Annotated in this window: 25 protein-coding genes and 2 pseudogenes; 10 read left to right on the top strand and 17 right to left on the bottom strand. The window is 69.0% G+C overall.

Annotated elements, in window-relative coordinates; genetic code table 11:
• The first annotated feature begins 18 nt into the window (after window positions 1-18).
• A complete protein-coding gene (gene grxD, locus ASD25_RS25615; protein ID WP_235561706.1) occupies window positions 19-402 on the top strand; it encodes a Grx4 family monothiol glutaredoxin in 384 nt (127 codons plus the stop codon).
• The gene (locus tag ASD25_RS25610; protein ID WP_055828185.1) at window positions 402-833 is read left to right on the top strand and encodes a thioesterase family protein; all 432 of its coding nucleotides are present in this window, start codon (window positions 402-404) and stop codon (window positions 831-833) included. The genes grxD and ASD25_RS25610 overlap by 1 nt, the downstream gene beginning before the upstream one ends.
• Here the strand turns inward: ASD25_RS25610 and ASD25_RS25605 are convergent.
• Window positions 830-1,216 carry a hypothetical protein gene (locus tag ASD25_RS25605; RefSeq protein ID WP_055828182.1) on the bottom strand — a complete coding sequence of 129 codons (387 nt, stop codon included), beginning with the start codon at window positions 1,214-1,216 and terminating at the stop codon, window positions 830-832. The genes ASD25_RS25610 and ASD25_RS25605 overlap by 4 nt on opposite strands.
• 191 nt (window positions 1,217-1,407) lie before the next feature.
• Between ASD25_RS25605 and ASD25_RS25600 the strand changes: the two genes are divergently transcribed.
• The gene (locus ASD25_RS25600; protein WP_055828178.1) at window positions 1,408-2,238 is read left to right on the top strand and encodes a hypothetical protein; all 831 of its coding nucleotides are present in this window, start codon (window positions 1,408-1,410) and stop codon (window positions 2,236-2,238) included.
• 596 nt (window positions 2,239-2,834) lie between these two features.
• On the opposite strand, the pseudogene rpsD reads toward ASD25_RS25600, so the two are convergent.
• The 9 genes and pseudogenes from rpsD to ASD25_RS25560 all read right to left on the bottom strand — a co-directional run.
• Window positions 2,835-3,336, bottom strand: a pseudogene (gene rpsD / locus ASD25_RS25595) (30S ribosomal protein S4); the annotation flags it as partial.
• A 1-nt stretch (window position 3,337) separates the two neighbouring features.
• Window positions 3,338-3,435, bottom strand: a pseudogene (locus ASD25_RS32490) (30S ribosomal protein S4); the annotation flags it as partial.
• A gap of 144 nt (window positions 3,436-3,579) precedes the next feature.
• Window positions 3,580-4,518, bottom strand: coding sequence for an MBL fold metallo-hydrolase (locus ASD25_RS25590; RefSeq protein WP_055828172.1), 939 nt, complete (start codon window positions 4,516-4,518; stop codon window positions 3,580-3,582).
• Window positions 4,519-4,606: 88 nt separating this feature from the next.
• The gene (locus ASD25_RS25585) at window positions 4,607-5,218 is read right to left on the bottom strand and encodes a superoxide dismutase (RefSeq protein ID WP_055828169.1); all 612 of its coding nucleotides are present in this window, start codon (window positions 5,216-5,218) and stop codon (window positions 4,607-4,609) included.
• A 144-nt stretch (window positions 5,219-5,362) separates the two neighbouring features.
• Window positions 5,363-5,593, bottom strand: a complete 231-nt coding sequence (locus ASD25_RS25580) for a hypothetical protein (protein WP_055828166.1) — start codon at window positions 5,591-5,593, stop codon at window positions 5,363-5,365.
• 19 nt (window positions 5,594-5,612) lie between these two features.
• The gene (locus ASD25_RS25575) at window positions 5,613-6,551 is read right to left on the bottom strand and encodes a DUF4350 domain-containing protein (protein ID WP_055828163.1); all 939 of its coding nucleotides are present in this window, start codon (window positions 6,549-6,551) and stop codon (window positions 5,613-5,615) included.
• Window positions 6,552-6,578: 27 nt separating this feature from the next.
• Window positions 6,579-7,412: an S-formylglutathione hydrolase gene (fghA, locus tag ASD25_RS25570; protein WP_055828160.1), complete on the bottom strand. Its 834-nt coding sequence runs from the start codon at window positions 7,410-7,412 to the stop codon at window positions 6,579-6,581.
• A gap of 48 nt (window positions 7,413-7,460) precedes the next feature.
• Window positions 7,461-7,844 carry a VOC family protein gene (locus ASD25_RS25565; RefSeq protein WP_056621468.1) on the bottom strand — a complete coding sequence of 128 codons (384 nt, stop codon included), beginning with the start codon at window positions 7,842-7,844 and terminating at the stop codon, window positions 7,461-7,463.
• A 249-nt stretch (window positions 7,845-8,093) separates the two neighbouring features.
• Window positions 8,094-9,200, bottom strand: coding sequence for an S-(hydroxymethyl)glutathione dehydrogenase/class III alcohol dehydrogenase (locus ASD25_RS25560; protein WP_055828152.1), 1,107 nt, complete (start codon window positions 9,198-9,200; stop codon window positions 8,094-8,096).
• A 61-nt stretch (window positions 9,201-9,261) separates the two neighbouring features.
• On the opposite strand from ASD25_RS25560, the gene ASD25_RS25555 reads away from it, so the two are divergent.
• Together ASD25_RS25555 and ASD25_RS25550 are read left to right on the top strand one after the other, a co-directional pair.
• Window positions 9,262-9,675 (top strand): hypothetical protein, encoded by a 414-nt coding sequence (locus tag ASD25_RS25555; RefSeq protein WP_055828149.1) that lies wholly within the window; start codon window positions 9,262-9,264, stop codon window positions 9,673-9,675.
• On the top strand, window positions 9,672-10,397 hold the full coding sequence (locus ASD25_RS25550; RefSeq protein ID WP_055828146.1) for an NAD-dependent deacylase: 726 nt from the start codon (window positions 9,672-9,674) through the stop codon (window positions 10,395-10,397). Before ASD25_RS25555 ends, ASD25_RS25550 begins: the two co-directional genes overlap by 4 nt.
• Window positions 10,398-10,445: 48 nt before the next feature.
• Here ASD25_RS25550 and ASD25_RS25545 read toward each other — a convergent pair whose 3' ends face one another.
• From ASD25_RS25545 to ASD25_RS25535, 3 genes are read right to left on the bottom strand one after another with little or no spacing between them, the layout of a single operon-like run.
• On the bottom strand, window positions 10,446-11,225 hold the full coding sequence (locus ASD25_RS25545) for an RNA methyltransferase (RefSeq protein WP_055828141.1): 780 nt from the start codon (window positions 11,223-11,225) through the stop codon (window positions 10,446-10,448).
• Window positions 11,226-12,248, bottom strand: coding sequence for a hypothetical protein (locus tag ASD25_RS25540; protein ID WP_055828138.1), 1,023 nt, complete (start codon window positions 12,246-12,248; stop codon window positions 11,226-11,228).
• 29 nt (window positions 12,249-12,277) lie between these two features.
• Window positions 12,278-12,862 (bottom strand): glutathione S-transferase family protein, encoded by a 585-nt coding sequence (locus tag ASD25_RS25535; RefSeq protein ID WP_055828135.1) that lies wholly within the window; start codon window positions 12,860-12,862, stop codon window positions 12,278-12,280.
• A gap of 219 nt (window positions 12,863-13,081) precedes the next feature.
• Between ASD25_RS25535 and ASD25_RS25530 the strand changes: the two genes are divergently transcribed.
• Both ASD25_RS25530 and ASD25_RS25525 read left to right on the top strand, forming a co-directional pair.
• A complete protein-coding gene (locus tag ASD25_RS25530; protein ID WP_055828132.1) occupies window positions 13,082-13,702 on the top strand; it encodes a 3D domain-containing protein in 621 nt (206 codons plus the stop codon).
• 73 nt (window positions 13,703-13,775) lie between these two features.
• On the top strand, window positions 13,776-14,465 hold the full coding sequence (locus tag ASD25_RS25525) for a hypothetical protein (RefSeq protein ID WP_055828128.1): 690 nt from the start codon (window positions 13,776-13,778) through the stop codon (window positions 14,463-14,465).
• Here ASD25_RS25525 and ASD25_RS25520 read toward each other — a convergent pair whose 3' ends face one another.
• Window positions 14,466-14,786: an Mpo1-like protein gene (locus tag ASD25_RS25520; protein WP_055828125.1), complete on the bottom strand. Its 321-nt coding sequence runs from the start codon at window positions 14,784-14,786 to the stop codon at window positions 14,466-14,468. It lies immediately after the preceding gene.
• Between the two features lie 117 nt (window positions 14,787-14,903).
• On the opposite strand from ASD25_RS25520, the gene ASD25_RS25515 reads away from it, so the two are divergent.
• From ASD25_RS25515 to ASD25_RS33430, 3 genes are all read left to right on the top strand, one after another.
• Window positions 14,904-15,113: a hypothetical protein gene (locus ASD25_RS25515; RefSeq protein ID WP_055828123.1), complete on the top strand. Its 210-nt coding sequence runs from the start codon at window positions 14,904-14,906 to the stop codon at window positions 15,111-15,113.
• 145 nt (window positions 15,114-15,258) lie between these two features.
• Window positions 15,259-15,468: a DUF1428 family protein gene (locus ASD25_RS32485; protein WP_255356197.1), complete on the top strand. Its 210-nt coding sequence runs from the start codon at window positions 15,259-15,261 to the stop codon at window positions 15,466-15,468.
• The gene (locus ASD25_RS33430; RefSeq protein WP_369816695.1) at window positions 15,381-15,608 is read left to right on the top strand and encodes a DUF1428 family protein; all 228 of its coding nucleotides are present in this window, start codon (window positions 15,381-15,383) and stop codon (window positions 15,606-15,608) included. The genes ASD25_RS32485 and ASD25_RS33430 overlap by 88 nt, the downstream gene beginning before the upstream one ends.
• Before the next feature lie 231 nt (window positions 15,609-15,839).
• Here ASD25_RS33430 and ASD25_RS25505 read toward each other — a convergent pair whose 3' ends face one another.
• The 3 genes from ASD25_RS25505 to rpoD all read right to left on the bottom strand — a co-directional run bounded on the left by ASD25_RS25505 (window position 15,840) and on the right by rpoD (window position 19,639).
• The gene (locus ASD25_RS25505) at window positions 15,840-16,508 is read right to left on the bottom strand and encodes a hypothetical protein (RefSeq protein WP_055828120.1); all 669 of its coding nucleotides are present in this window, start codon (window positions 16,506-16,508) and stop codon (window positions 15,840-15,842) included.
• Between the two features lie 319 nt (window positions 16,509-16,827).
• On the bottom strand, window positions 16,828-17,574 hold the full coding sequence (locus ASD25_RS25500) for an extensin family protein (RefSeq protein WP_055828117.1): 747 nt from the start codon (window positions 17,572-17,574) through the stop codon (window positions 16,828-16,830).
• A gap of 112 nt (window positions 17,575-17,686) precedes the next feature.
• Window positions 17,687-19,639 (bottom strand): RNA polymerase sigma factor RpoD, encoded by a 1,953-nt coding sequence (gene rpoD, locus ASD25_RS25495; protein ID WP_055828114.1) that lies wholly within the window; start codon window positions 19,637-19,639, stop codon window positions 17,687-17,689.
• Window positions 19,640-19,708 lie beyond the last annotated feature (69 nt).

The raw sequence follows: 19,708 nt of genomic DNA, 5'->3' as shown, positions 1-19,708 counted from the left end.
CTGAAAGGCCAGTATCCCGTGACCGATCAAGCCGTGACTTCCGCCGCCGGCGCCGACCCCGTCCAGGCCTTCATCGGCGAGACGGTCAAACAGCATGACGTGGTCCTGTTCATGAAGGGCACGCCGGACGCGCCGCGTTGCGGCTTCTCGTCGCTGGCGGTCCAGATCCTCGACCACGTCGGAGCCAGCTTCGTCGGCGTCGATGTGCTGCAGGACGAGGCCCTGCGCGACGGCATCAAGGCCTTCAGCGACTGGCCGACCATCCCCCAGCTCTATGTGAAGGGCGAATTCGTGGGCGGGTCGGACATCGTGCGCGAGATGTTCAACGCCGGTGAACTGCAGACCCTGCTGGCCGACAAGGGCGTGCCGCTGGGCGACGGCGCCGACGACTCCGGGACCTGATGGCCCGCGCGGTCCTGGAGCCGCGCGACGACCGCGAAATCTTCGTCGTCCCGCTGACGGTCCTGCCCGAACACATCGACGACAATGGCCATGTGAACAATGTGGTCTACGTCGGCTGGCTGCAGGACGCCGGCACGGCCCACTGGAACGCCCGCTTCGACGGCGAGACCCGGGCCCGCTGGTCCTGGGTCGCGGTGCGGCACGAGATCGACTATTTCCGCCCCCTGCCGCCCGGGGCGCAGGGCGTCGTGGCCCGGACCTGGGTCGGCGATCCTCACGGGCCGCGCTTCAACCGTTATGTCCACATCGAGGACGGAGAGGGCCGACTGTGCGCCCAGGGCGTGTCCGAATGGGTGCTGGTCGACGCGACGACCCTGCGGCCGCACCGCATTCCGCCGACCATGCTTCCGACGTTTGAGCGCCGCTCCTAGCCCGGCGGCAGCTGGTAGGGGTTCTCGACCGACAGGCGCGAGCCGTCGGCCAGCCCCAGTTCCTCGAACGACCAGCGCATCTCGACCCCCTCGGGGCGAATCTCGCGGCACCGGTCTTCCTTGATCCGGCGCAGGGTGATGATGGGTCCGTCGCTGGACTGGCGGACGACCGGCTGAATGTCGGCCTTGGCCGTGCAGCCGTTCGAGCTGACCCAGAAGGCGGCCTGGTTCCGGGCGATGACGGCGGCGTGGACGGGTTCGACATGACCCGGCAGGTCCGCGCCCTGCGCAGGCGCCGACGCCCCGAAGCGATCAGCCAGGGCGCAGGCCGACAACAGTGGGACCAACACCAGAACGGCGGCCACAAGAGCGACCCGTTTCATGCCAGCCTCCTCGCCGAACCCTGAACGCGAGGAAAATGCGCCTGTTCGGGTCGCATGTGAACCCGCCGCCTGCCTGAGCCGCCTTGTTCAACCGGAGCGGCGGTTGATTCACCGTTTTCCGCCAAATTTGCCACCCTGTTACAAGTCGGTACTCTACCTCTGGTCGGCCCGATGGCGCAGACGAAACGGCGATGACGATGGCGGACAGGCAGCCGACCCGACGTCCCGGACGGAACGCGAAATCCGGCGAGCCGCCGACAACGCCAGCCCGCAAGGATGAGCTCAAGACCGCGAGATGGCGCATCACCGAAGCCGGCGCCGCGGTCGCCGCCTTCCTTCTTTCCCTGAGCATCTTCCTGCTGGGGACCTTCCAGTCGCTTCGGGGCGCCGAGATCGTTCTGTTGCCGCCGCAGACCGTCCTTCTCTATCGGGACGCCCCTACCCCCTCCACCGACGTCCTGATGCTCGCCGTCGAAACCGGCATGATCAACACGGCCCGCGCCGACTATGGCGATGTGGCGGTTGACGCCTATGCAAGCATCGGGGGCACGGAGGCCGCTGCGGCGCGGTTTCCCTATGACGGCTCGCTGGACCCGGTGGCCCTGCCGGTCGAGGTCGACCGCACGGCCGACTGCCCGATCGACGCGCGCTGCGTCCCCGCCACTGGCCTGGCGCCGCCAAGACCGGGGCGGTTGGGTCTGATGGTGATCGAGCGTCGACCCGAGCTTCTGAGCGTGCCCGGCGGGTCATCGCATTCGGTCTGGCTGGGTTTTTCGTTCGCCAACTGTCGTGGGCAGACAGCGACCTGCGATCGCTACTCGAGTTTCACAGATGCGCTTCAGCAGCTGCGACGCGCGCCGGAGTTGTCATTTCGCGTAACACTGGACTTTCACTCTGACGGGCGTAAGACGATTCTGTGCGCCTTTGACGAGCAGGGCGCCACGAGCCGACGGGAGTTTCTGGATTTCTTGGAGGAACGAGGATGGGCTACCTTAACGTGTCGTCGAGAATTGCGGTCCTGAGCCTTGGCTTGTTGGCTCTGGCCAGTTGCAAGGAGGCTGGCCAGAACTCCGAAAACAACCTGGTGCCATTGCCAGACGACGGATGGTCGTTCGTGATCTGTCCGGGTGACCGGCGATGCGGCCTCATGGACGAGGTTGCGTTGAGACCCACGACCTGCAAGCTCAAGCGGACCCACTATACGTTCCAATGCGGCCCGCAGGCTCGCCCGTGTCCCGGAGACGGTTGCCCGACCGGTGAGCCCGGCCTCAGCGTCAACGCTTGCCGGGTCCACGAGGCCTTCGTCGAGGTGGACTGCCCCAAAACCCCTGCTACCGATCCGGCGGCGGAAAGCGCAGCGCCCGCCGCAGCGGCGCCCGCGCAACCCGTTCCTGTCCCGGCTGAAAAAGCAGCCGAATAAAGGGCCGTCTCGCCGATCGACCACGAAAAAGGGCCCCGGATCGCTCCGGGGCCCTTCTTTTTTCTGGATCCCGCCGAGGCGGAAAACCGTCCTTACGAGGAGTAGTATTCCACGACCAGGTTCGGCTCCATCTTCACCGGGAACGGCACGTCGGCCAGTTCCGGCACGCGGACGAAGCGGACCGAGAAGCCGCGGTCNATTCCACGACCAGGTTCGGCTCCATCTTCACCGGGAACGGCACGTCGGCCAGTTCCGGCACGCGGACGAAGCGGACCGAGAAGCCGCGGTCGCCGATCTCGATATAGTCGGGGATGTCGCGTTCCGACGACTGCTGGGCTTCGAGCACCAGCGCCATGTTGCGGGACTTTTCCTTGACCTCGACGACGTCGCCGACCTTCAGACGGTACGACGCGATGTCGACCTTCTTGCCGTTGACGGTGACGTGGCCGTGGCTGACGAACTGACGCGCGGACCAGACGGTCGGCGTGAATTTGGCGCGATAGACCAGGGCGTCCAGACGGGACTCCAGCAGGCCGATCAGGTTCTCCGAGCTGTTGCCCTTGCGGCGCGAGGCTTCCTCGTAGGTCGCGGCGAACTGCTTTTCGGTGATGTTGCCGTAGTAGCCCTTCAGCTTCTGCTTGGCCTTCAGCTGCAGGCCGAAGTCAGAGACCTTCGACTTGCGGCGCTGGCCGTGCTGGCCNCCGTACGAGCGTTTGTTGACGGGGGACTTGGCGCGACCCCACAGGTTTTCACCCATGACCCGGTCGAGTTTGTACTTGGCGCTATGGCGCTTGGACATGTGTCACTCTCTCATGATGCGGCCCGGTCCCTCCCCAACTGGAGGGACGATCTCAACGGCGGTCCACGCATCGTCCGTAGTGGTTCGCGCGTCCGGCGGGCCGGATGCGTGAGGGCGGGCTTATGACGGCCACTCCCTCCTGAGTCAAGGCTGGGCGGCCGTTTCCGGAACCCAGACGAAGCCGTCGTCCCGGCGCTGGAACCGCCCCACGCCCGGGAAGGGGAAGTGGCCGCCGTAGATCCGCAGCGCTCCGGTCGCCCCGCGTGACAACAGGCCCTGACGCGTGGCGACGCCTGCCGCGCTGTCCGTATCCCAGCCGTTGACCCACTCCGGCCGCTGCACCGAGATGATCGAGCTGTGCAGGGCGTCGCCCAGATACAGCAGCCGGTCCGTTGCCGAGACGATCTCATAGCCCGAATGCCCCGGCGTATGGCCGGCCAGAGGCACGGCCTTGATCGAGGGCGTGACCTGCGCCCCTGGCGCGAACGGCTGGACCTTGGGCGTCACCGCCGCGAGCAGGGCCGCCTCGCCGGCCTTGGCGGCGCCGGCCTTCATGTATTCCCACTCGGGTTCGCTGATGCGGATGACCGCATTGGGGAAGGCCAGCCGCCCGTCCGCGCCCGCCAGCCCGCCAACGTGATCGCCGTGGGCGTGCGAGATCAGGATGTCCGTGACCTGGGCCGGATCGACCCCGGCGGCCCGCAACGAGGCCATCAGCTTGTTCTGCGTTCCCATCCGCCCGCCCGCGCCGGTGTCGATCAGCACGACGCTGTCGCCGTCCCGCACCAGCAGCGGCTGCACCGACAGGTGAATGACGTCCCCGGCCTGGCCAGCCGCCATCAGCGCCGTCCGCGCCCCCGCCGTGTCCGCCCACGGGCTTTCATTGGCCGCGTTCGGCAGGGCGATCTCGCCGTCCTTCAAGGCCGTGGCTTCCAGCGCGCCGATACGGAAGGCGTAAACGTCGGAGCGGGTCGCCGTGGCAGGGGCGGCGGCTGGAGCGGCGGCCTTGTCCGCCTCGGCAGAACAGGCGGCGATCGAGGCCAGGATCAGGGCGGCGGCGGCCAGGCGGGCATGCACGTTCATCGGTCGGCTCTCCGGTTGGGGGTACGGCGGCGCTTGAGATTGGGACGCCCCATCCGCCGCGCCAGAGCGGCGCGGCGGATTCCGGCGATCAGCGCGCGGCCGCGAACAGTGCGTTGGCCTTGTTCCAGTTCACCACCGTCCAGAAGGCCTTCAGATAGTCGGCCCGGCGGTTCTGGTATTTCAGATAATAGGCGTGTTCCCAGACGTCGGCGGCCAGGACCACCGCGCCCTTTTCGTCGGCCACGTCCATCAGCGGATTGTCCTGGTTGGGGGTCGAGGTGACCTTCAGCTTGCCGTCCTGGACGATCAGCCAGGCCCAGCCCGAGCCGAACTGTCCGGCGCCGGCGGCGTTGAAGGCCTCCTTGAACGTCTCCATCCCGCCCAGGTCGCGGTCGATGGCGGCGGCCAGTTCGGCCGAGGGTGCGCCGGTCTTGTCCGCGGGGGCCAGCAGCTCCCAGAACAGGCTGTGGTTCCAGTGCCCGCCGCCATTGTTGCGCACAGCCTTGGGCGCCCTGGAGATCGAGGCGAAGAGTTCCTCGAGCGTCTTGCCCTGCAGGCTCGCGTCGGCGTCCACCGCCTTGTTCAGATTGTCGACATAGGCCTGGTGGTGCTTGTCGTGGTGGAAGGTCATCGTCTCCTTGTCGATGGCCGGCTCCAGCGCGTCATGGGCATAGGGGAGGGGCGGAAGCGTGAAGGCCATGGAGAGGCTCCTTGCGACAGGTTCGGGGGGAGCCCGTATCTAGGCGCCCGCTCGCCGAACCCAAGCCGGGCCGCACCATTTCGTTCCGTCTCCTCTCCAACGGGGAGGGGGACCGCGAAGCGGTGGAGGAGGCGCCGCCTCAGCTCAAGCAGGCAGATTCGCCTTCAGGCAGTCCCGCACCGCGCGGCGCAGATCGCCGGTGGATGAGGCGAAGTCCACGCCCTCGGCGTCGAACACGGCCCGCACCGCCGCGTCCAGCCCGTTCGCCAGCGCCGCCTGCACCTTCGCCTCGCCCTTGGGATGCAGGCAGAAGCCGACCTCGACGCACAGGGCGGCGAACATCGGGGCGTAGTCGGGGGCGGGCGTGTCGGTCATGCGCGCTCCTAACACAGTCTCAGGGCAGCAGGCCCGTCAGCCAGTGCATTATGTTGAGCCCGAACTGCGCATTGCCCGGCGCCACGTTCATGCCGAAGCGCGTATCGGGTCGCCCGTCGGGCCAGCGCACCACTTGGGCCGAAAGCATGCCCGCCTCGCCCAGAACCACGACGCGGCCCTCGCCGTAGGTGAAGGCGATCCCCTGCGCCCGGCCCGCCGCCGAATGCACCGCCGGATTGTCCGAGGCGCCGCTCCGGATGGCCTCCGCCACGGCGGTCGCGTCCTGCGGCGTCGCGGCCTCCCACGCCTGCGGTCCGAGGCGCATCAGCGCCGAAGCGCCTTCCGGCGCGATCAGCGACTGGCCGGTGAAGGCCGTGATCGAGGCGATGGCCTCGTCGGCGTCGCGCCCGCGCATGATGGCGTGGTCGCCCAGCCGCTCGCCGGCATAGGTCAGCCGGCTGGTCACGCCGTCGTCGTTGTCCGCCGGCTCGAAGGTCCAGCCCTTGCCCATGCCGACGCCGAACCGCGCCGCCAAATCCGCCGCGGCCACGCCGAAGGGCGCATGGTCGGCGATCAGCAGCAGTCGCCCGCCGCCCCGCACCCAGGCCTCGACGGCCTCGATCTCGCTGGCCGTGAAGGCCGAACCCCCGTCCGTCAGGCCCGCGTTGGCGATCACCAGCACGTCGGTCCCGTCCAGCCCGCCCGCATCGAACGGCGCGGTTCCCCCGCGCACCTGATAGCCATCGGCCCGAAGCAGCGCGACGAAGGGCGCGTAGCGACCGTCGACGGTGTGGAAATTGTCATGCGCCCCGTCGATCGTCACGACCGGCCCATCCGCCGCGAAGGCAGGACGGGCGACCGTCGGGCGGAAGTCGGGATCGGTCATCTGCTGCTGCGCCAGCGCGGGCGCGGCGGCGGCCAGGACCATCAGGCCGAGCGCCAGGGCGAAACGTCTCATCGGAAATCCTCCGGTCTGGGAGCCAGTCTAGCCCTTCAGCCGCGCCGCGTGAAACGCCACATGGTCGGCGATGAAACTGGCCATGAAGAAATAGGAGTGGTCATAGCCGGGCTGCATCCGCAGGCTGATCGTCTGGCCCGCCGCCGCGCCCGCCGCGACCAGCAGCTCCGGCTTCAACTGCTCCGCCAGGAAGGGATCGGCGTCGCCCTGGTCGATCAGGATGTCGTCGTAACAGCCCTCGCCCACGCCGCTCTCGATCAGCCGCGCCGCATCGTGCGCCTCCCACACGGCCCGGTCCGGGCCCAGATAGGCGGTGAAGGCCTTCTCGCCCCACGGACACCGCGTCGGCGAGGCGATCGGGGCGAACGCCGAGACCGAGCGGAACAGATGCGGATGACGCAGCGCCAGGGTCAGCGCCCCGTGCCCGCCCATCGAATGGCCGCTGATCGACCGCGCCTTCGTGGTCGGGAATTCCGCATCGACCAGGCCGATCAGCTCCTCGACGACATAGCTTTCCATGCGGAAATGCGGCGCCCACGGCGCCCGGGTAGCATCGACATAGAAGCCCGCCCCCTGCCCGAGGTCATAGGCCGGGTCGTCGGCGACGCCCTCCCCGCGCGGCGAGGTGTCCGGCGCCACGATGATCACCCCGTGCGCCGCCGCCGCCGCATAGGCCCCCGCCTTGGTGGTGAAATTGTCCTCGGTGCAGGTCAGGCCCGACAGCCAGATCAGCACCGGAAACGGCCCCTCCCCCGGCGGCGTGAACACCGACAGCGTCATGGGCGTGCCGGTGGCCGCGCTGTCGTGGCGCAGATAGCGCAGCACGCCGCCGTGGACGATGTGGGTCTTCAGGGTTTCCATGCCCGACCCTCTAACGCCCTCCGTGTCATCCCGGAAGCCGCGCAGCGGCTATCCGGGCCGGTGCAGGGCGCACACCTTGTTGCCCGACGGGTCGCGCAGATAGGCCAGGTTCAACGTGCCGAACGGGCCGTTGCGCTCGCCCGGCGGGTCCTCGATGGCCGTGCCGCCGGCGGCGACGCCGGCGTCATGGAAGGCCTGGACCATCTCCGGCGTCTTCGCCGCGAAACCGATGGTGCCGCCGTTGGCGTGGCAGGCCGGCTCGCCGGCGATCGGCGTGCCGACCGCGAAGGCGCCCATGCGGGTCCGCCACCAGTACCGTCCCTTGGGGTCCGGCCCGCTGGCCGGATCCAGGCCCAGCGCCCCCAGCGCCGCGTCATAGAATTTCCGCGACGCCTCGACGTCGTTCGCGCCGACGGTGATGTGGGTGAACATGGCTTCCCTCCAGCTTGTACGTTTCTTTTAGAGACTAACCTCAATCCGATTGCCTTGTCATCCCGGAAGCCGCGCGGCGGCTATCCGGGACGACGTCGATCCTCACCCGTCTCTCCCGGAAAGCCCGCAGGGTGAGCCGGGAGCAGGGTCAGGCCCATGCCGCCGCGCGATCTCGGCGCCCGGTCCGGTTCAGCAGAGCGTCCCGGATAGCCGCCGCGCGGCTTCCGGGATGACAAGCTAACGGCCCCTCTAGAACACCACCACGCTGCGGATGCTCTCGCCCGCATGCATCAGGTCGAAGGCCTCGTTGATCCGCTCCAGCGGCAGCGTATGGGTAATCATCGGGTCGATCTCGATCTTCCCGTCCATGTACCAGTCGACGATCTTCGGCGTATCGGTCCGGCCCCGCGCGCCGCCGAAGGCCGAGCCGCGCCAGACCCGGCCGGTCACCAGCTGGAACGGCCGCGTGGCGATCTCCTTGCCGGACTCGGCCACGCCGATGACGATGCTCTCGCCCCAGCCGCGGTGACAGGCCTCCAGCGCCTGACGCATCACTGTGGTGTTGCCGGTGCAGTCGAAGGTGTAGTCGGCCCCGCCCCCGGTCAGCTCGACCAGATGCGCGACGACATCCGGCACATCCTTGGGATTGACGAAATGCGTCATCCCGAACCGGCGGCCCCACTCTTCCTTGGCGGGGTTGATGTCGACGCCGACGATCATGTCGGCCCCGACCATCTTCAGCCCCTGGATGACGTTCAGCCCGATGCCGCCCAGGCCGAACACCACGCAGTTGGCCCCCGGCTCGACCTTGGCCGTATTGACCACCGCCCCGACCCCCGTGGTCACGCCGCAGCCGACGTAGCAGGCGCTCGCGAACGGCGCGTCCTTGCGGATCTTGGCGAGGGCGATCTCGGGCAGGACGGTGAAATTCGAGAAGGTCGAACAGCCCATATAGTGGGCGATCGCCTGGCCCTTGTAGCTGAACCGGCTGGTGCCGTCGGGCATGACGCCCTTGCCCTGGGTGGCCCGGATGGCGGTGCACAGATTGGTCTTGCGGCTGAGGCAGCTTTTACATTGCCGGCACTCGGGCGTGTACAGCGGGATGACATGGTCCCCGACCGCGACCGAGGTCACCCCCGGCCCCACCTCGACCACCACCCCCGCCCCCTCATGCCCGAGGATCGACGGGAAGACGCCCTCGCTGTCCAGTCCGTCCAGGGTATAGGCGTCGGTGTGGCAGATGCCCGTCGCCTTGATCTCGACCAGCACCTCGCCCGCGCGCGGCCCCTCCAGATCGACCTCGACGATCTCGAGCGGACGTTTGGCCTCGAAGGCGACGGCGGCGCGGGTTTTCATGGGCGGGTCCTTTCGCGAGTCGTCCACGTTCTAACGATCCGGCTGCCGGCCCGAAACCGCCTTGACCATTGCCAGCCAGTTTTCGATCGCTCACCGTTGCGGCATGCCCGCGGCGAAGAATGTGACCATCTACCTTCGCACACGACGTTGGGTGGACCACGACCTCGCCACTCAACGGCGACCGCTCTCCATCTTCGGCCCGCTCTTCTTCATCATCCTCGTGATGACGGGCGCGCACTTTATCGGACCCGTTGCGGAAGGGAGCGCCCGGGTGGAGATCATTCCGTTGGGCGCAGGCTGGGCCGCGTTCGTCGCGTGGCGGATCACGCGTCTGTTGAGAGCTGTCTCGATCATCGGCGATCGGGAGTTTGATCAACGGGGGAAATTCCTCCTGTCCCCCGAATATCACCGAAGCGAAAGCGTCACTGCGACGTCGCAACGTAAACGCTTACGGCGGCGTGGGCGCGGACGATGACGCGCAATATCCGAAACCTCGTCATCCTCACCGGCGCCGGCATATCCGCCGAGTCCGGCGTCCCCACCTTCCGCGCCGACGACGGCCTGTGGATGGGCCATCGCATCGAGGACGTGGCCACGCCCGACGCCTTCGCCCGCGACCCCGCCCTGGTGCAGGACTTCTACAACCGTCGTCGCCGTCAGCTTTCCGAGGTCCGGCCCAACGCCGCCCACCTCGCCCTGGCCGATCTCGCGGCGCGCTGGGACGGCGATATCCTGCTGGTCACCCAGAACGTCGACGACCTGCACGACCGCGTCCATGCCGAAACGCCGCCAGCCCCGGGCTTCGACCTGGTCCACATGCACGGCGAACTGCTCAAGGTCCGCTGCACCCGCACGGGCCGGGTCTGCGACTGGCCTGGCGATCTCGCGGCCCACGAGCCCTCGCCGCACCACGGCGAAGGCCGCCTTCGCCCGCACATCGTCTGGTTTGGCGAATTCCCGCTGGAGATGGACCGCATCGACGGGGCGCTCGCCGCCTGCGACCTGTTCGTCGCCATCGGCACCTCCGGCGCGGTCTGGCCCGCCGCCGGCTTCGTTCGGCAGGCCGGGTTCGCGGGCGCCCACACCGTGGAGATCAATCTCGAACCCACGCCGGGCAGCCGCCTGTTCGACGAGGGCCTGTACGGTCCGGCCACCGAAACTGTGCCGGCTTTCGTCGAGGGTCTGCTGGCGGACTGATCCCACACCCGCTCATCCCGGCGAAAGTCGGGATGAGCGGATGAAAGGCTAGCCTTCCCCCGCCGCCTTCTCCGCCGCCAGCTTCGCCAGCACCCGGCCCCGCCCCTTCGACAGCGCCGTGATCACCCCCCGGAAGGTCGCGACCTCCTGTTCCGAGAACGCCGACCGCCCCAGCATCACCCGCAGGTTCTGCACCATCGACGGCCGCTTCTCCGGCGGATGGAAGAAGCCGCCGTCGTCCAGCTCCCGCTCCAGATGCTCGTACATCCCCAGCATCAGCGCCCCCGACGCCGGCGGATCGCCCTCGCGGAAGCGCGGCGGCGGCGCATCCAGCACGGTGGTGCGCCACTCATAGGCGTTGATCGCCACCGCCTGGGCCAGGTTCAGCGAATGGTGCCGCGGATCGATCGGAATGGTGACGATGCCCTGGGTCAGGGCGATGTCGCTGGTTTCCAGCCCGGCCCGCTCACCGCCGAACAGCAGGCCGATGTTCAGGCCCGAGGCGCGGTCGTCGAACAGGATGCGGGCGGTCTCGCGCGGCGTGCGCACGGCCATGCGCGTCTCGCGCGGCCGGGCCGTGGCGGCGAAGACGGTGTTCAGGTCGGCCACCGCATCGGCCACGCTGTCGAACACCTTCACCCCCTCCAGCACCCAGTCGGCGCCCGAGGCCGTGGCCCAGGCCCGCGCCTGCGGCCAGCCGTCGCGCGGCGCCACGAGGCGCAGCTCCGACAGGCCGAAATTGGCCATCACCCGCGCCACCGCGCCGATGTTCTCGGCCATCTGGGACTTGTCGAGGATGACGACCGGCGGTGTGGGTTCGTCGGCCAATCAGTCCTCGCCGTACATGGCCAGCCACGGATCGGCGGTCCCGGCCTCGACCTCGGCCACCTTGACCACCGGCCAGCCGATCGAGTCATCGGCCGAGTCACGCCAGGCCAGGACGTAAAGGTCGCGCAGCTCCGACGCCCCCGCCGCAAGCCGCGCCGTCACGAAGGCCGCGCCGCGGGCATCGCTTTCGGCAAACCCACCGGCCTTCTCCAGCCCATAGAAGGGCCGCACCTCGGCCAGCGTGGTCTTCAGATAGGCCGGCACCCGCGCGCGCAGGTCGAACCCGTCCAGCGCCGGCGCCGCCATGGCCGCCTCGATCGCGTCCAGCCGCGCCACCCGACCCGTGAAGGCGTTCTCGAACGCTCCATGGGTCTGGCGCGAGGTCGTGAAACCCTCGGGATTGGGCACGCTCTGCGACCAGCCATTGTAGTGGATCGTCGTGTGGTGCGGCTGCGAGCCGTCGCCGACATAGTGGCCCAGATAGCCCATGTCGCGCAGGATCAGGGCCTCGCGGCGCAGCCGGTCCTCGCGGTACCAGGCGCGCTTGCCCGGATCGCGCTCGCGCCCCTCGGCGGCGTTCAGCACCCGCCAGGTGGCGAAGTCGCGCACCAGCTGCTGATAGCCGTCCATGATGGCGTAGGGCAGATAGCCGGCGTCATCGACCTCGATCCCCGCCGCCAGAAGCGCCGCGTCATACTCCGACTTCAGCCGGGGCAAGGCGTCGATGGACAGGCCCTGCGCGTTCATGATCCGGCCGTCGTCGGTCATGTCGACGAAGTGAGCGGTGTCGCGCTCGCGGTCGTGCGGCTGCCCCCCGCCCTTGGTCCGATCCGGCTCGCGCGCCAGCTCGCCGACCTCGGCCGCCGCCCCGGGCGTGCGCAGGAAGGCCGGCATCTCGTCGGTTAGCCCGCGCACCGCCGCGACGCCGATCAGCCGGTGGCCGGTGTTGCCCCAGGCGTCGGCCTGCAGCGCCACGCCGCCGGCGGCGACGAGGACAAGGGCGGCGAGGGCGAGACGCTTCATGGCAGGCTCCGACGAATGACCGGACCGCCTTAGCGTATCCCGAAGGCGTCCTCCACCCGCGCGATCCATGCGACGATGGCGGGATAGGCCGAGAGGTCGAAATCCCCCTCGTGCGCCACCCGCGTATAGGCGACCAGCGCCAGGTCGGCCAGGGTCGGGCCCGCTCCGACCAGCCAGTCCGCCTGCGACAGCGCCGCCTCCATCCGGGCGAGGGCCGCATGGCCGCGCTCGACCAGCCGGGGCTCGATCTCGTCGGGCCGCTTGCCGGCCAGCAGCCGCTGGAACCGGACCACGGCGATATAGGGCTCGTGGCTGTACTGCTCCCAGAACAGCCATTCGTACATCCGGGCGCGATCATAGGCGTCGGCCGGGATGAAGGCCGTGCCCTCGCCGAAATAGCCGATGATGGCGTTGGACTGGGCCAGGACCCGGCCATCCTCCAGCACCACGGTCGGCGTCTGTCCGGCGGGATTGAGGGCGAGGAATTCCGGGCTGCGCGTCACGCCGGACATGACGTCGGTTTCGATCCACCGATAATCAAGCCCCAGCCGGTCGAGCAACCACTTGACCTTCAAACAGTTGCCGGACCGAATATCTCCATGGACAGTAAGCATCGGCCCTCAGCAAAGTGATGTTGATCTGCGAATACTGCTTACAGGTTTCGCGCGGTTGGCCAAACGAGATTCCACGTGACCGTGACAAGCTCCACTTATCCACCGGAGAACCGGGCGCGATGTCGCACCGCAGCGTGAATGTCGGGTTTTCGCCACATTTGGGAAGGACAAGCCGCCCACCGGACGCGTATGGGGCCGGCGTTTCCGTGAGTCCGCAACATGCTCGGCAAAGCCGCTGCGTTCGCCATTGTGATGGCGATGGCCCTTCCCGCCCAGGTTCAGGCGACAGGCGATCCGGTGTCCTACCAGGCTGCGACGAGCGCGGGCTGGGGTGCTGAATCAACCGTCCCGGCCACGGAAGGTTCCACGGACAGCGGCGTCGAGCGCGAGCTCACCCCCGACCAGCAGGACCTGATGCAGGGCGACGCCAACTGGAGCGCCCGCGCCAATCTCTACCATGCCGGCGGCGGCGGAGCGACGGGCAACGACAGCCTCGGCTGCCGTCCGATCGCCATGCGCACGGTCGCCACCGACCCCCGCTACATCCCCCGCCGCACCCGCCTGTTCATCCGCGAGACGGTGGGCATGCGCATGTCGGACGGTTCGATCCACGACGGCTACTGGTACGCCTCCGACACCGGCGGCGCGATCAAGGGCCAGAAGATCGACCTCTACACCGGCCACGGCCGCGGCTCGATGTCCCCGGCCATGCGCTTCAACCAGCGCCGCCTGACCATCGTCGACGCCGGCCGCTTCGAGGGCTGCCCCCCGTCGTGGGAGCGCCAGCCCAGCCAGGCCGCGATGATGGCCTCGGCCGCGACCCCCGCCGGGGCGAACTGACGGTTTCACCGACCGGCGTATTGCGAAGCTGATCGGGCCGGCGCAGTCTCTCCAGGCATCACTGGAGGGGACCATGAAGACCATCGTCGCCATCGCCGCCCTGTGCCTGGCGTCCGCCGCCGCCGCCCAGGACGCCGGCGCGCCGTTCAGGGACCGCACCGAGCGGGTGCAGCTGCAGGGCCGTCGCGGCCCCAGCCTGTTCCGCCCCGGCTTCGGCATCGCGGAATACGTCGGCTCGGCCAGCGCCCGGTCGTCGGGCATGGCCCTGCCCTTCCGGCGCAGCGCCCATGCGAAAACCTCGTTCAGCCTGACGATCCCCTCGCTCGCCGAAGAGGTGCGCGGCGAATGCGAGGGCGGCCAGGCCCGGGCGCAGTTCCTCTGGATCACCTTCGAGCGCGAGCCCCTGTCCTACAACTGCGTCTTCGCCGGCGCCGCCCCGCCGGACGCCGCCTTCACCCTGGCCCTCAGCCGCCACGGCAGCTGGCTGAACCGGCTGCAACAGCCGCAGAGGGCGGGCGAGCTGACCTGGAACGGGACGGTCTACCGCGCCGAGACCCGCTACGTCGAAGGCCTGCCGTGGAGCAGCGGCGGCGTGCTCGGCTATGTCTTCAGCCGCGACGGCGTTGACATCGGCGGCGTGGCCCTGAACGGCATGGCGCCGACCTTCTACCTGCCCCCCGCCGGCTCGCCCGACCGCGACGCCGCCGCCCTGCTGGGGGCCATACTGTTCACCTTCCAGGACCCCGGCCGGCCGCCGCTGTAGTCAGAATCTGCGCCGGCCGCTGACCGTCTCGAAGAACATCCGCCAGTCGCCCATCAGGCTCCACAGCGGGTACTTGAACGTCGCCGGCCGGTTCTTCTCGAAGAAGACATGCCCGACCCAGGCGAAGCCGTAGCCGACCAGCGGCGCCGCCACGAACCACCAGGCGCTGACCGTCAGCCCCAGCACCAGCGCCACGATCACCAGCGCCGTCCCCACCACATGGATCCGCCGGCACGTCCGGTTGGAGTGCTCGTGGATATAATACGGATAGAACTGGCTGAACGACCGATAGCGTTCGCCGGGCGCGGGCTGGCTGCTCATGGCGCCAGCCTCTCCCCGCGCCGCCCCACGGTCAAGCCGCCCCCGTTCACCATCCCCGTCAGCGATCGGGTAAGGCCGCCGGGCCCAGGGTCGGCCGTCGCCCCCGGAGTCCGTCCCATGCAGGCCACCGCCATCGCCGCCGCCGGCCTCGCCGACGCCGCCGCCCGTTTCGAGGCCAGCGCCGTCCGCACCGCCCGCGCCCCGCTGGACGATCTCGCGGGCGAGACCGTCGAACGGATGACCGCCGGCGTCGCCTTCAAGGCCAATGTCGCCGTGCTGAAGACCGCCGACGAGATGTACGGCGCCCTGCTCGACATCCTCGCCTGATCACGCCTCCGCCGCCGGCGAGCGGTGAAGGACGAGGGACGAGGACGCCGGAGACGGCCGTCGCCTGTTGCCTGCCGCCCCCCTTCGGGTGTTCCCTGCCCCCTCGTCTCTCGCCCCTCGCCCCCCTTCAAGCGGAGCGTCCGCCATGCCCTTCCTCGACATCACCGTCATCCCCGTGCGCACCGCCGACAAGGCGGCGTATCTGGCGCATTCCCGCAGGATGACGCCCCTCTTCCGGGAGGCCGGCGCCCTCGGCGTCACCGAGACCTGGGGCGAGGACGTCCCCGACGGCAAGGTCACCGACTTCAAGCGCGCCGTGGCCCGTCAGGACGGCGAGACCGTCGCCGTCGGCTGATCACCTGGCCCGACCGCGCGACCCGCGACAAGGCGTGGGAGGCGCTGATGCAGGACGACCGCATGATGGGCGGCGACGCGCCCCCCTTCGACGGCAAGCGCATGATCTTCGCCGGCTTCGAGGTGGTGCTGGAAGGCTGACCGCCCTTCTCCCGGACGCCGCAACAGCGGCGATCCGGGACGCTCGCCCTCCCCGAATCCCTCCACCCGCAAGCGGCGCAGCCGCTGTCCGGGAGACGGGCAGGCCAGGCGCGGCGGTCGCCTGTCCCCCGGACAATCGCGCCGCGATTTCCCGGGAGGCCCGGGCCGGCGGGCCCATGCCGTCCCGGATCGCCGCTGCGCGGCGTCCGGGATGACAAGGCCCCCTCCCCCTCACATCTCCCCCTCCCCCCGCTCCTTCAGCGCCCCGCTCTCGTCCCAGTACCGCGCCGCCCAGCCCTCCGCCTCCGCGGCCCGCCGGTCCGCCTCCGCCGCCTCCGTGCCATAGGTCTGGGCCCGCCAGCGCAGGGCGAAGCCGCCCCAGCGGACGCCGGGGCGGACGCCCTCGGCCAGCATCTGATGGGCCAGTTCGACGGCGCGGGCCTCGACGACGACGCCGATCTTGCAGCGCACCGCCTCGAAATCCTCTTCCGTCGGCTCCGGCGTCGCCCAGGCCTCGGCCGCGCCCAGCCGGGTCAGGGCCTCCGCCGCCTTGAGCTGGACCAGGGCCTCGGCCGCCCGGCCGTCGGCCAGAAGGGCGGCGGCGCGGTCGAGGGCGCGGCGGCGGATGACGGGGGCGGGGAGCGGATCGACCGCGCCCGTGTCCGCGCCCGGGTCCGCGCCGGAGACGGGGCCGGCGGCGGGCGGCGGCAGGTCGCGGTCGGACCGCTCGGCCTGATGCCGCCGCGACCAGCCCTCCAGCCGGCATTTCTTCCTCAGATTGGCCAGGCCGATGTCGAACCGCAACGCCACCGACGGCCCGCTCTCGCCGGCCTCATAGGCCTTGCGCACCCGCGCCCACACCTCGGGGCCGCGATATTTTCTCAGACGGAAATGGTCCATGCGGCGCAGCTGACCACGCCCCTGCGTCAAAAACGGACGCAGGCGTATCCGCGATCTTCCAAATCGCGCCGAACGTCTTCGAAGTCGCGCTCTTTACGTCGTCGAATTCCCACCCGGCCAAAGCCTGCCGACGCGAAGCGTCATTCCAGCCGACCGCGCCTTGGCGGCGCCCTGCCGAGGTTCTTCACAAAGGACACCAAGGGATCACGAAGAACACGAAGTCCGCACCGGCCCCGTCGTGTCCTTTGTGAGTCCTTTGTGCCCTTGGTGATGAACCTGCGCGCGCTGACGCGCCCGCCTCCGCCCGCCACTCCCCGCCCTACCGGCAGAATCGCGTATCCGTCGCCTCCAGATGCAGGTGGTCGGCGTGGACGGCGTTGTAGTCGGGGCTCAGGGTGGTGCCGAAGATGCGGCAGGCGTCGTCGCGGATCCGGCGCAGGAAGCGCGCCTCCGGCCCCTCTCCCGCCCAGTCGGCCGCCACGCTGATCCCCCGCCCGTCACGCAGCCGCACCCCGGCGAAATCCAGCGCCGCCGCCTGGGCATGGGCGCTGATGCGGCCGCTGACCCCGCCGTTGTTCACATTGCGGCAGGCGTAGGCGCCCATGTGATCGATCTGGACCACGTCCGATCCCAGGATTTCCCGCGCCGCCGGCTCCAGCGACTGCCGCCGCCAGACGCTCAGGGCCAGGGCCGTCCGGCAGGTCATCTCCACGTCTCCCGGCGACATCCGCGCCGTCGTGCCCAGATCGGGGCCCAGAACACCGCCGGCGGTCAGGCCGCACGTCTGCGTCGTCGACCGGTCGGGCACAGGGCGAAAGGTCACGCGCGCGGCCGTCAGCTGGGCCATGCATTGCTGCAGATCCGCGCTCTCGCGCAGCACCGCCGCCCGCGTGCCGCCGTCGACCGTCTGGTCGATCAACGCCCCCACCAGCGGCGCCTCGGTGCGCGACGGTACGGGATAGCGCGCCGGGCCGGGCCGCTCGGGCAGCATCGGGCTGCAACCGGCGAGCACCGCCAGCAACAGGACCGTGGCGAAGACCCGGGGACGCAGGCGGAGCGTGGTCATGGCGCGGACGCTAGCTGATTCCTGTCCGCGAGGTCCCGGCGAAAGCAGGTTCATCACCCGCTCGCCGGCGCCAGAAAAGAGGGCGGCCCTTTCGAGCCGCCCCTTGTTCGTATCAGCTGTCCAGGAAGCTCCGCAGCTTCCGCGACCGGCTCGGATGCTTGAGCTTGCGCAGCGCCTTGGCCTCGATCTGGCGGATGCGTTCGCGGGTGACCGAGAACTGCTGGCCGACCTCTTCCAGGGTGTGGTCGGTGTTCATGCCGATGCCGAAGCGCATGCGCAGCACCCGCTCCTCGCGCGGCGTCAGCGACGCCAGCACGCGGGTGGTGGTCTCGCGCAGGTTGGACTGGATGGCCGCGTCGATCGGCAGGATGGCGTTCTTGTCCTCGATGAAGTCGCCCAGGTGGGAGTCCTCCTCGTCGCCGATCGGGGTTTCCAGGGAGATGGGCTCCTTGGCGATCTTGAGGACCTTGCGGACCTTCTCCAGCGGCATGGCCAGTTTTTCGGCCAGTTCTTCCGGGGTCGGTTCGCGGCCGATCTCGTGCAGCATCTGGCGGCTGGTGCGGACGATCTTGTTGATCGTCTCGATCATGTGCACCGGGATGCGGATGGTGCGGGCCTGGTCGGCGATCGAGCGGGTGATGGCCTGACGGATCCACCAGGTCGCGTAGGTGCTGAATTTGTAGCCGCGGCGGTACTCGAACTTGTCGACCGCCTTCATCAGGCCGATGTTGCCTTCCTGAATGAGATCAAGGAATTGCAGCCCGCGGTTGGTGTATTTCTTGGCGATGGAGATGACCAGGCGCAGGTTGGCCTCGACCATTTCCTTCTTGGCCTGACGGGCCTCGCGCTCGCCCTTCTGCACCGTCTGGACGATGCGGCGGTAGTCGTCGATCGGCAGGCCGGCCTCGGTCGCTACGGCGGCGACGTCGCCGCGGATCTGGGCGATCTGGGCCTGTTCGTTGTCGCTGAACTTGGTCCAGCGGACGCCCATCTCCTTGACCCGGTCGGCCCAGGTCGGGTCCAGCTCGGCGCCGAAATACGACTTGAGGAATTCCGGGCGCGAGATGCCGTAGCTGTCGGCCAGGCGCAGCAGCCGGCCCTCGAGGCCCATCAGCCGCTTGTTGATGGCGTAGAGCTGCTCGACCAGCGCCTCGATGCGGTGGTTGTTGAGCTTCATCGTCTTCAGCCGGCCCGAGATGGCGGCCGTCAGCGTGTCATAGGCCTTCTGGTCCTTGGCGCTGAGCGTCTCTCCCTTCAGCCGGCTCTCCACCAGCTTGTCCTGCAGCTTGCGGAACGCCCCGAAGTCGCCCGCCACCGCGTCCAGCACCTCCATCACCCCGTCCCGCAGCTCCGCCTCCAGCGCCGAGATCGACATCCCGCCGCCATCATCAAAGTCCTCGTCCTCCTCATCCTCCTCCGTCTTCGGCTCAGCGCCTTCCTCGGGGGGGGCGGGCTCGACCACCGTGCCGGCGGGCGGCTGGTTGTGTGGCAGGGACGAGGGGTTCAGCACTCCGTACGTGGCATCCAGATCGATCACCTCGCGCAGCAGGATGCGGTTGTTGGCCAACTCGTCGCGCCACACCATGATGGCCTCGAACGTCAGGGCGCTCTCGCACAGCCCCGAGATCATGGCGTCGCGGCCGGCTTCGATCCGCTTCGCGATCGCGATCTCGCCTTCGCGGCTGAGAAGCTCGACCGAGCCCATCTCGCGCAGATACATCCGCACAGGATCGTCGGTGCGATCATAGGCGGCCTTGGCCGGCGCCTCTGCGACATTCGTCTCGGCGCGCTCGACGACCTCGCCGCCCTCCTTCTCGGTGGTCTCGGCCGCGTCTTCCTCGGCCTCCACGACGTTGACGCCCATCTCGGACAGCATCGCCAGCGTGTCCTCGATCGCGTCGGGGGTCACCTCTTCGGACGGCAGGACCTTGTTCAGGTCCTCCATGGTCACATAGCCCCGCGCCTTGGCCTGTTTGATGAATTTCTTCACCCCGGCGTCGGTGAGGTCGAGCAGCGGACCGTCACTCTGGGCTTCGGTTTCCTGCGTCTCGGTCTGGGCGCTCATACAGTCTCTTCTCCGGGYGGAGCGGCTGATCAGGCCGTCCGCCAATACAACGTGTGGCGGGGTCGTTGG

The sequence above is a fragment of the Brevundimonas sp. Root1423 genome (assembly GCF_001426805.1).
This window is presented reverse-complemented; position numbering and strand designations above follow the sequence as displayed.